Annotated in this window: 10 protein-coding genes and 1 tRNA gene; 10 read left to right on the top strand and 1 reads right to left on the bottom strand. The window is 43.9% G+C overall.

Annotated elements, in window-relative coordinates:
* The first annotated feature begins 114 nt into the window (after positions 1 to 114).
* From NTX44_08485 to NTX44_08445, 9 genes are all read left to right on the top strand, one after another.
* Positions 115 to 188 (top strand) — tRNA-Pro (locus tag NTX44_08485).
* Between the two features lie 370 nt (positions 189 to 558).
* Positions 559 to 1,866, top strand: a complete 1,308-nt coding sequence (der, locus tag NTX44_08480) for a ribosome biogenesis GTPase Der (protein ID MCX6121641.1) — start codon at positions 559 to 561, stop codon at positions 1,864 to 1,866.
* Entirely contained in the window at positions 1,863 to 3,230 is a 1,368-nt protein-coding gene (locus tag NTX44_08475) for an FAD-dependent oxidoreductase (GenBank protein MCX6121640.1), read from the top strand. Before der ends, NTX44_08475 begins: the two co-directional genes overlap by 4 nt.
* 21 nt (positions 3,231 to 3,251) lie before the next feature.
* Positions 3,252 to 3,878, top strand: a complete 627-nt coding sequence (gene upp / locus NTX44_08470; GenBank protein ID MCX6121639.1) for a uracil phosphoribosyltransferase — start codon at positions 3,252 to 3,254, stop codon at positions 3,876 to 3,878.
* A gap of 18 nt (positions 3,879 to 3,896) precedes the next feature.
* Complete coding sequence (locus NTX44_08465; protein ID MCX6121638.1) at positions 3,897 to 4,916, top strand: hypothetical protein; 1,020 nt, start codon at positions 3,897 to 3,899, stop codon at positions 4,914 to 4,916.
* Between the two features lie 99 nt (positions 4,917 to 5,015).
* Positions 5,016 to 7,208 carry a bifunctional (p)ppGpp synthetase/guanosine-3',5'-bis(diphosphate) 3'-pyrophosphohydrolase gene (locus NTX44_08460; GenBank protein MCX6121637.1) on the top strand — a complete coding sequence of 731 codons (2,193 nt, stop codon included), beginning with the start codon at positions 5,016 to 5,018 and terminating at the stop codon, positions 7,206 to 7,208.
* Between the two features lie 4 nt (positions 7,209 to 7,212).
* Complete coding sequence (gene ruvX, locus NTX44_08455; GenBank protein MCX6121636.1) at positions 7,213 to 7,662, top strand: Holliday junction resolvase RuvX; 450 nt, start codon at positions 7,213 to 7,215, stop codon at positions 7,660 to 7,662.
* 2 nt (positions 7,663 to 7,664) lie between these two features.
* On the top strand, positions 7,665 to 8,432 hold the full coding sequence (gene mtgA, locus NTX44_08450) for a monofunctional biosynthetic peptidoglycan transglycosylase (GenBank protein MCX6121635.1): 768 nt from the start codon (positions 7,665 to 7,667) through the stop codon (positions 8,430 to 8,432).
* A gap of 12 nt (positions 8,433 to 8,444) precedes the next feature.
* Positions 8,445 to 9,095 carry an ATP-binding protein gene (locus NTX44_08445; protein ID MCX6121634.1) on the top strand — a complete coding sequence of 217 codons (651 nt, stop codon included), beginning with the start codon at positions 8,445 to 8,447 and terminating at the stop codon, positions 9,093 to 9,095.
* 48 nt (positions 9,096 to 9,143) lie between these two features.
* Here NTX44_08445 and NTX44_08440 read toward each other — a convergent pair whose 3' ends face one another.
* Complete coding sequence (locus NTX44_08440) at positions 9,144 to 9,656, bottom strand: hypothetical protein (protein ID MCX6121633.1); 513 nt, start codon at positions 9,654 to 9,656, stop codon at positions 9,144 to 9,146.
* A gap of 183 nt (positions 9,657 to 9,839) precedes the next feature.
* Here NTX44_08440 and NTX44_08435 point away from each other — a divergent pair, with 183 nt between their 5' ends.
* Complete coding sequence (locus NTX44_08435) at positions 9,840 to 10,304, top strand: hypothetical protein (GenBank protein MCX6121632.1); 465 nt, start codon at positions 9,840 to 9,842, stop codon at positions 10,302 to 10,304.
* Positions 10,305 to 10,343 lie beyond the last annotated feature (39 nt).

Genomic DNA, 10,343 nt, shown 5'->3' with positions numbered 1-10,343 from the left:
TATTAGTCCATCGGGGCGTAGCGTAGCCTGGTAGCGCGTGGCGCCTCCGGCGCCAAGATCGGAAGTTCAAAAATAAGCGTTGTATAAGTTTAAGATGAAGAAAATGTTTTGTATCGGGGCGTAGCGTAGCCTGGTAGCGCGCTTGGTTCGGGACCAAGAGGTCGGAGGTTCAAATCCTCTCGCCCCGACAATGTATTCGACTTATGTGCTTGTAAGCAAAAAGACTCATCGTTATTATACCGGCTCAACGGATAATGTTGAGAATCGATTACAAGAACATAATTCTGGTGAGACAAAATCTATTCGAAATGGTATTCCCTGGAATGTAATCCATATCGAACAGTTTGAAACCAGAGCAGAGGCGGTAAGAAAAGAAAAACAAATTAAGGCGCGAGGAGCAAAACGCTATCTAGATAGTATAAAGTAATCTGGTAGCGCGTGGCGCCTGCGGCGCCAAGGTCGGAGGTTCAAATCCTCTCGCCCCGACAATGTAAAATTAAATAGCGACGTTCTTTTTCAGTATAAAGTCCCATTCACACCTTCCAGTCAGCAAAACTTATGTCATCACACATTGTCGCTATCGTTGGTCGTCCGAACGTTGGTAAATCCACTCTCTTCAATCGTATCTTCGGATCACGCGAAGCAATAGTCTTCGATACGCCCGGTGTAACACGCGATCGCCGGTATGCAGAGGCGGAATGGACCGGCAAATCCTTTACCATGATTGATACCGGTGGATTTGTTCCAAAATCCAATGATATATTTGAAAAAGCTATCCGCGAACAAGCGAACATTGCAATTGAGGAAGCCGATGCCATTGTGTTCGTTGTGGATGCACTGGAGGGATTGACTCCTCTCGACAAAGAGATTGCAGATATTCTACGTCGTTCCAACAAACCGATTCATCTTGTCGTCAATAAAATTGATTCTGCGCAGCGTGAAAATGCTATAGCAGAATTTTATTCTCTCGGACTTGGTGAACCTATCGGCATCGCTGCTCTTGGTGGAAGACAGATCGGTGATTTCCTGGATCTGATTACATCCGATATTAAAAAAGAGACACGGGCTAAAAAAGAAAAACGTCTTCGTCTTGCCGTCATCGGAAAACCCAATGTCGGCAAATCGTCTTTAGTGAATTCGCTGATCGGTAAGACGCGCCAGGTGGTAACAGATATTCCCGGAACCACGCGCGATCCCATCGATACAATTCTTGAATACCAGGGCGAAGAGATTATTCTTGTTGATACGGCGGGGCTGCGGAAGAAGAGTAAAATTTCGGAAAGCATCGAGTTTTACAGCACACTTCGAACATTGCATGCAATTGAACGCAGCGATGTTGCTGTCATTCTCCTTGATGCCAAGCAGGGAGTTGATAAACAAGATTTACAAATTGTCGATGCAACAATAGAACGCCATAGGTCTGCAATTATTGTTGTGAACAAGTGGGATTTGATCGAGAAGGAAACGAATACCGCGCGTCAATATGTCCTTGCGATTGAAAAGAATCTTGGTATGTACGATTACCTCCCCGTCATCTTTGTCTCCGCACTGACAAAACAACGTATCACAAAGGTTATTGATACTGCAAAAGAAGTTCATGTGCAGCAATCGCGAAGAATATCTACGAGTGCGCTGAATAAATCAATTATGGAGGATATCAAAATCACTCCTCCGAAGTCATCGACATCGAGAGAAATCAAAATTAAATTTGTGACGCAAATAAAAACCAATCCGCCCATGTTCGCATTTTTCTGTAACTATCCGAAACTTGTGCAGGAATCATATAAGCGTTTTCTCATGAACAAATTACGAGAACATTTTGGTTTTGCCGGTGTCCCATTGGGAATCACATTCAAGGAAAAATGAGGCAGCGCATTCTCGTCATAGGAGGGCTGGCAGCGGGGCCGGCTGCAGCGAGCAAAGCAAAACGCACGAATCGGAATGCTGAGGTTATTCTCTTCGAGCAAAGCGAACACATATCTTCCGGTATTTGTGAAGTACCATATTATATCAGCAACGTCATTACCGACACCGAAAAACTCTCCGCCTTCACTCCATTAGATTTTGAACGCACGCGCGGCGTGAAAGTTCACACACTGCATCGTGTAGAAGAAATTCAGCAGGTGAAGAAGCATATCGTTGTGCGCGATTTGTATCATGATAAAATGCTTCACTTCGAATATGATAAATTGATTCTTGCCACAGGCTCGAAGACGAAAACGATTGGCATGGCAGGTGAAAATGCACGGAATGTATTTCATGTAAAATCGTTATCAGATGGATTGGCAATAAAACATTTTATCGATGAAGAAAGGCCAAAACGTGCTGTTATTATTGGCGGCGGTTACGTGGCAATTGAAATGTGTGAAGCATTCAGAACGCTTGGTTTAGAGACGACACTTCTTCATCGAGATGAATTGCCAATGTCGAAACTCGAACCCGATGCACGGAAAGATGTACTCGCCGAACTGATGAAGAATGCGGTCCAGTTTCATTCGAAACAAACCCTGAAAGCATTCAAAACAGACGATACGGGAAAAGTTGTAGAAGTTGTGACGAATGCCGGTTGTTATCCCGCAGATTTGCTCATACTCGCAATTGGTGTCGAGCCACACGTTGACCTTGCAAAGTCTATTCGGGTGCGGCTTGGAACCTTTGGAGGTATCCTTACGGATCAGCATCAAACGACTTCAGTAGATTCTATTTACGCTGCAGGAGATTGTTGTGAAGTGAAAAATCTTGTGAACAATCGCTGGATGTATGCGCCGCTTGCGACGTACGCCGCACGACAGGGCTGGGTGGCAGGAGAAAATTCTTCCGGTGGAAATGCAATTTTCAAAGGAGCGATTCGTGCAATAGCAGTGAAGGCATTTGGACTGGAAATTGCGTCAGTCGGATTGAGTTCAAAGGAAGCGGAAGAGTCGGGCTTTAATCCGGTCGTTGAGCACATCGTTGGTGATTCAAGAATATCATTCTATCCGGGCAGCGAAAAAGTTCATATCATCGCGATTGCAGATAAGAAAAGTCATCGGCTGATCGGAGCAAATATCGTTGGCGGAAGCGGAAGTGCATTGCGTACAAATATTCTGGGCGTTGCGATTCAACAAACGATGACAGTTGAAGAAATATCGAAACTCGATTTACTGTATTCTCCACCATTCTCACCATTGTGGGATCCGATTCTTACTGCTGTACATCAACTGAGTAAGAAGATGGATTCCATCAAATAATTCAAAGATAGGAAAATGACAATGAAGAACTTGATCATTATCGATCACCCTCTTGTAAAGCGTGATTTAACGTTGCTCCGGAATAAAAAAACACCGAGTCACCAATTCCGCGCTATTCTCCGCCGGACTGCAAGTCTGATGGCGTATGAAGTTTCGCGTGATCTTCAAACGAAAGAAATTGAAATTCATACACCGCTGGAAAAAACAAAGGGAATTGCCGTCGATCAGCAAATTGTTCTGGTGCCGATTCTCCGTGCCGGACTTGGACTCGTCGGCGGATTTGTAGAAGTGATGCCGAATGCGCGCGTTGGACATATCGGATTATTCAGAGACGAGGAAACGCTGAAACCGGTCGATTATTATTTCAAAGTTCCGCGGAATCTTAATCGGGCATTGGTTCTTCTTCTTGATCCGATGCTGGCGACGGGCGGCAGTGCCGTTGCGGCTATTTCGTTTTTGAAAGAACGAGGCGCCAGCACATTACGTCTCGTCAACTTAGTATCGGCACCTGAAGGTGTCAAGAAAGTACGCAGAGCGCATCCTGATGTGGTGATGTATACCTGCGCGCTTGATCGCGAGCTAAACAATCGCGGCTACATTCTTCCCGGTCTCGGCGATGCCGGAGATAGGATGTTTGGAACGGAATAGACTGATTTGAAAAACAGAATGCTCAATATCATTCTTGCAATTATGCTGGGAATGGCGATTTCCCAAGCGCAGTGGAAGCTGGAATCTTCGCTTCATTCTCTCGTTGTCAGCGGAATTGATTTTATCTTGAAACAGGAATATGATCAAGCCGATTCGCTCTTCCGTGTCGTTACGAATCGTTATCCTGATCATCCAGCTGGTTATCTTTACCGGGCAGCCGTGTTGCAGGCATATAATATCGATTTCGATGTACCGATTGAACAAGGAAAATTTGATTCGTTGTTAACGATGGGAAAGGATGCTTCTGAAAAAATATCTTCGCCATGGAGCGGTTACTTCCTTGGCACAGCAGACGGGTACGATGCATACGAACGGGTGGAACGCGGAGATTGGTTTGGCGGAGTAGGGAAGGGCATGTCTTCAGCATCGAAGTTTGAAGAAATCATAGAAAAAGATTCTTCCTTTTACGATGCGTATGTCGGCATGGGTACGTATTATTACTGGCGCAGCAGGAAGACGGAATTCCTTCGGTGGCTGCCGTTCGTCAAAGATGACCGTGACCTTGGAATCAGATTGCTCTTGATCGGTGCGGAGCATTCAGAATATAATAAGTTTGCCGCAATGAGCGCCCTTGTTTCTATTTATCTTGATAGAAAAGATTACAAACAAGTAGAAGAATGGTCAAAGCATGGTCTGAAATATTATCCGGAGAACCGAATCTTTTTATGGGGCCTCGCTACAGCGTATGACCGGCAGAATCGTCCTGCTGAAGCAGTATCGTCATATTCAAATCTTTTAGAAAATATTATGCGTGCGCATGCACCGCATCCTTACAATGAAATAGTCTGCCGGTTAAATCTTGTCAAATCGAAAGTTGCTGTGAACGATACGACAGCTGCATATTATAATCTCAAAAAACTTCTTTCGTATGAGACATGCTCTTTTCCCGCCAAAATCCAGTCTCGTGCGAAAGCAAAGTTTGAAGAGGCGCAGGCACTGCTTTTAAAACTGGAAAATCAACGAGCAGCATCAAATTAAATTGCAATGACGCTTGATGAGGAGAGGCACTTTTGTCATTGATGTGCCTTGACATTCGGCGGGGAATCCGTATATTCTTTTGTAGTTCAGAGTTCATCCATGATAGATAGTATCAACCAAAAGAAACTCAACGATCTTCTTGCCGTCTGCCGGAAGAATCTGCGCTCGGTGGACGAAGATCTCATCACGCGGGCATTCCTTCTCAGTCTTCAAGCGCACAAGAACAATTTGCGTGCTTCAGGCGAGCCATATTTTATCCATCCATTCGAAGTTGCGATGATCGTTGCAAAGGAGATTGCACTGGATGATGTATCCATTGCGAGCGCACTCTTACACGATGTCGTAGAAGATACAGATTTTGAATTGAAAGATATCCGTGCAGAATTCGGCGATGCAGTAGCAGATATTGTAGATGGTATCACAAAAATTACAGACATCTTCGAAAGCCATGAAGTAACGCAGGCAGAGAGCTATCGCAAGCTCTTGCTTTCGATGGTGGGCGATATTCGCGTCATGCTTGTGAAATTTGCCGATCGCCTTCATAATATGCGTACACTCGAGTACCTTCCCCCTGAAAAGCGTCTCCGGCTTGCAAAAGAAACCCTCGACATTTATGCGCCATTTGCGCACAGGTTTGGATTGGCGCAAATCAAATGGGAATTGGAGGATTTATCTTTCAAGCATTTGCACGTCCAGGAATATGAAAAAATCTCACGGCAGCTGCGTTCCAAGCGGCGTGAGCGCGAGCATTACATCAATCGGTTTATTCAGCCGATCAAAAAGCGGCTCGTAGAAGAAAAGTTGAATTTTGAAGTTGCCGGCAGAGCGAAGCATATTTTCAGCATCTACAATAAGATGTTAAAACGCAACAAACCGCTTGAAGAAATTTACGATCTTTTTGCTGTCCGCATCATCATCGATACAAAAGACAACAGTGAATGTTTTATAGCGTATAGCATTGTTACTGAAATATACAAGCCAATTCCGGAACGGTTTAAGGATTACATTTCAGTTCCGAAGAAGAATGGTTATCAGTCCATTCACACGACAGTGATTGGCCCCGATGGCCGAATGGTGGAAGTACAAATTCGCACGAGGGCAATGCATGAGATAGCAGAGCGCGGTGTTGCGGCACACTGGATTTACAAAGAAAACAATGCATCGCTTGACGAGGAACTCGAGGGCTGGATTAACTGGGTGCGTGAAATATTCGAACAGAAGAACGATGACACTCCAAAAGAACTCATGGAGAGTTTTAAACTCAATCTCTATCAGGATGAAATCTACGTGTTCACACCGAAGGGTGATCTCAAGATACTCCCGCAGAATTCCACTCCAATCGATTTTGCATTTGAAATCCATTCGAACGTCGGTTATCATTGTATTGGCGCTAAAGTGAATGGACGTATTGTTCCTCTGAGCACAATATTACGAAGTGGTGATCAAGTTGAAATTATTACGTCGAAAAATCAAACACCGAATGCCGGTTGGGAACAATTTGCAGTCACACATAAAGCAAAGTCGCATATTCGTAGATTTATTCGCGAGGAATCCCGAAAGTTTGCCGAGGAAGGGAAAGAGACTTGGGAAAAAAAGGTCAAACGCCGTAAAATCGTTATCAGCAAAGAGGAACTTGATAAATTTGTTCATAGTCTCAAATATGCAGACGTCCAGGAATTTTATTCTGCGATTGTCAGCCAAAAAAATGATGTTGATACATTATTAGAACAATACGTTATTCGATTAAAACATCCGGCGGGGGAAGACGCAGTGCAAGCGCCGGATTCAGATTCGCTGTTTTCCAAGTTCATTAACACAGCGCGTGATCTTACAAGCGGAATTGCCGTTCTTGGTGTGAACGATAATTTTTTACACCAATATGCAAAATGCTGCAATCCTATTCCAGGCGATGCCATCGTTGGTTTTGTGACAACAGGTGAAGGCATTAAGATCCATCGGAAGGATTGCAAAAACGTTCTCTCGCTGCGTCTTGCAGAAAGTGAACGCATTGTCGAAGTCAGCTGGCCGTCGGAGCACAACGCAGATTTCATTACAGGAATTCATATAAGCGGTGAAGATCGCCCTGCATTACTCAGCGATATCACACACGCCATCTCTACGTACAAAAATACAAATATCCGCTCTGTGAATGTAGATTCACACGGATCTTCCTTTGATGGAAGATTTGTCCTGTATGTGAAAGATACCGAGCATCTTACACGCATTATCGAAAAGATTAAAAATATATCTGGTATCGAGAGTGTAGAACGATTCTCCGGTAAAGGGGAATAGCATCGTGGAGGCGGCTACGACGTACCAGCGCATTCTTGGAGTTGATTACGGCTCACAGCGTGTCGGTTTATCATTGAGCGATCCGCTGGGCATTATTGCACAACCGATTGACGCACTGAAAAACGATTTGTCACTGTTTCTCAATCTTCAGCAATTATCCATCCGAGAAAACGTGAGATTAATTGTCGTCGGTATGCCCTTCAATTTAAAAGGCCAGCAAGCGCAAAAGGCCGATGAGGTACAAAAATTCATCGAGCTTCTCAAAATAAAACTCAGTATTGAGGTTGTGGCGTGGGATGAGCGGTTCACAACGAGCATGGCACATCAAACGATGCGGACCATGGGGACAAAGAAAAAGGAACGGCAGAAGAAAGATGGCCGGATAGATTCAATGGCAGCCGCAATTATTCTGCAAGGGTTTTTGGATAATACAAAACATTCGCATTCTTGCTGACCATGGAAGAAGAAATTCAACAACGTACATCTCGGCCGATTTTCCACAAGGTACCTGCGGTAACGAAATTCATCCAGCTTCTTAAGCGCAATCCTCTTAAATCACTGCTCGTTTCCTTCTTGTTTATTCTCATTCTTCAAATTCTATTTTTGCCGTATGACAACATCAGGCAATTGAAGACAAAAAATGCAGGTGAGACGGCGTTCATGCGCGAACATGCTGCAAATGCAAAAGAAAAGAATCAACCGTTTCAGAAGAGGCAATCTTGGATATCACTTCGGTCAATTCCTCTGGATGCAATTGATGCGGTGATCGTTTCGGAGGACGGAACATTTTGGTCGCATAATGGCTTTGATTGGTTCGAATTCAGAGAATCCATCGAACGGAATTTTGAAGAAGGGCGTGCAGTGCGCGGTGCAAGTACTATCACACAACAGCTTGTAAAGAATTTGTATCTTTCATCGTCAAAAAATCCTTTAAGAAAATTGAAGGAATGGATTCTGACGTGGTATATGGAACAACAGTTGAGCAAATCGCGAATTCTTGAAATCTATTTGAACGTCATTGAATGGGGCGATGGCGTGTACGGCATCGAAGCAGCGTCGCATTATTATTTCGATAAGTCAGCATCGAATTTAAGCCGAGAGGAATGTGCGCGGCTTGCGGCGATTATTCCAAGCCCGCGTAAACATCGGGCTGATGTAGATTCGAAGTACGTCCTGCGTCGTTCCACGTTGATACTTGAGCGCATGGATGCACGGGGGATGTAAAGAACTGCAGTTATGAAACTTCATGATCTAAAATTGTTGATTGAGGAAGGCGAGGGCTTCGAGCTTGAGTTCAAGCGAAAAGTTTCCACGCCGATCAAAGTGGCAAAGACCCTCATGTCGTTTGCGAATACGAAAGGCGGCATCGTGCTGTTCGGCGTTGATGATGACCGGACCATTGTCGGAGTCGGCAGCGAGAAGGAAGAAATGGAAATGATTCAGACAGCGGCAAGCTTCTACTGCGATCCTCCGATCGAACCGATTATTGATACTGTTCCGTACAAAGGCAAAGATGTGGTTGTCGTGACAGTCGAGGAAAGCGATCAGAAACCGCATTACCTCAATGTTGATGAAGAAGGAAAGAATAGCGGGACACGAGTGTATATTCGCGTGAACGACAAGACCGTAGAAGCAAGCAAAGAAGTGGTGCACATTCTTCAAGCTGAGAATCCAAACGCACCGCCGCTGCGCATCGTTATAGGTGATTCCGAGCGGCATCTCTTTGAATATTTAGATGAGCATGAGCGCATCACAGTAAAACAATTTTCAAATCTTGTGAATATATCCAATCGGCGGGCGTCACGCTCACTGATACAGCTTGTACGAGCTGGAGTTTTGAGGATTCATACACACGAAAAGGAAGACTTTTATACCCGCGCATTTTGAATCGTAATTTGCAGTCCAGCAATAAAAAATAGGTACAGCCAAAATATTTTATTTCATCAGTGCGTTCAACGCCGGTTTTCGTAAGTACACAATCATACCAATCGTTGGAATAATCCATAAGAAAAAACTCAAAATTATTGTGACCATTCCTAAGGGATTGAGATTTCCTAAACTCATACCCATGGTTCCCGTAACATTTGAGAGAGCGGTTTGCATTTGCTTCCAGAGAATAAAACTCAGAAAGGAATCTATGCAAGCGTTCACTATTCCTATCCAGCAGGCAATTTCAAGAATCCTCCTGCCGATTGATCGGAAACGTATAAACTGAATTGATCCAAAAAACACAAACCAGAAATACAGAATTGTATAAACCGACCAGATGCGGTTGTATTGGAATATATCCGTCATTGTATCCATACTACTTTTAGCTTGTGGAAACATTTGAAAAACCATACTTAATTGGTCCATCGGATTTGTCGTCAAATTTGAAAATTCTGATAGAATGATTACAATGGAGAATAAAGCAGTGGACCAGCCAACAATACGAATGGATCGTGACATGAGTATGTTCCTTTTTGAAGATAGATATTTTTCGAACTCCATCATAGAGTCTGAAATAATTTGGATAATAACAAGGAAAACGATGGAAAAGTGCGGAACAATTTGTACTTAGAAGAGTCCAAAGAATACCGTATATTCAAGCACGAAAAGCTCAATGCATATCTCTCAAAATGGACCTAAAGTATGAATGAGGTTGTTCCCAACCGAAAAGAGTACGATCCGCGAATGCACTCGGCGGAGCATATTCTCAATCAAACAATGGTGCGTATATTCAATTGCGGGCGTGCATTCAGCGCGCACATCGAAAAGAAAAAATCGAAATGCGATTATCATTTTGACCGGAACATCACCGCCGAAGAAATCGTCCAGATAGAAAACAAGGTCAACGAAGTAATTAAATCTGATCTCCCGATTCAAGAGAAGATACTCAGCAAAGAAGAAGCAGGGAACATCGTTTCGCTGGCAAGATTACCCGAAGATGCCGGAGATGTAGTGCGTATTATTGCAATAGGAGATTATGATCTCTGTCCGTGCAGTGGTGTGCATGCTCTCACGACAAGTGAGATTGGAGGATTCAAGATTATTTCTACCGATTGTGCAAACGGTATCCTGCGGATTCGATTCAAGATTGATCAGGGGTTATTATAAAGATTGGTGTAGCACCTCGGCGAATTAGATAAGTAGGTT

Source organism: Ignavibacteriales bacterium (assembly GCA_026390575.1).
GTDB lineage: Bacteria > Bacteroidota > Ignavibacteria > UBA10030 > UBA10030 > Fen-1298.
Note: the sequence above shows the minus strand (reverse complement) of the source record. Positions and strands in the feature narration are given on the sequence as shown.

Bases quoted from the DNA above. Each gene is read 5' to 3' on its own strand.
- der (MCX6121641.1), top strand. From the start codon at position 559: ATGTCATCACACATTGTCGCTATCGTTGGTCGTCCGAACGTTGGTAAA.
- NTX44_08435 (MCX6121632.1), top strand. From the start codon at position 9,840: ATGAATGAGGTTGTTCCCAACCGAAAAGAGTACGATCCGCGAATGCAC.
- NTX44_08475 (MCX6121640.1), top strand. From the start codon at position 1,863: ATGAGGCAGCGCATTCTCGTCATAGGAGGGCTGGCAGCGGGGCCGGCT.
- upp (MCX6121639.1), top strand. From the start codon at position 3,252: ATGAAGAACTTGATCATTATCGATCACCCTCTTGTAAAGCGTGATTTA.
- NTX44_08460 (MCX6121637.1), top strand. From the start codon at position 5,016: ATGATAGATAGTATCAACCAAAAGAAACTCAACGATCTTCTTGCCGTC.
- NTX44_08440 (MCX6121633.1), bottom strand. From the start codon at position 9,656: ATGTCACGATCCATTCGTATTGTTGGCTGGTCCACTGCTTTATTCTCC.
- NTX44_08445 (MCX6121634.1), top strand. From the start codon at position 8,445: ATGAAACTTCATGATCTAAAATTGTTGATTGAGGAAGGCGAGGGCTTC.
- NTX44_08465 (MCX6121638.1), top strand. From the start codon at position 3,897: ATGCTCAATATCATTCTTGCAATTATGCTGGGAATGGCGATTTCCCAA.
- mtgA (MCX6121635.1), top strand. From the start codon at position 7,665: ATGGAAGAAGAAATTCAACAACGTACATCTCGGCCGATTTTCCACAAG.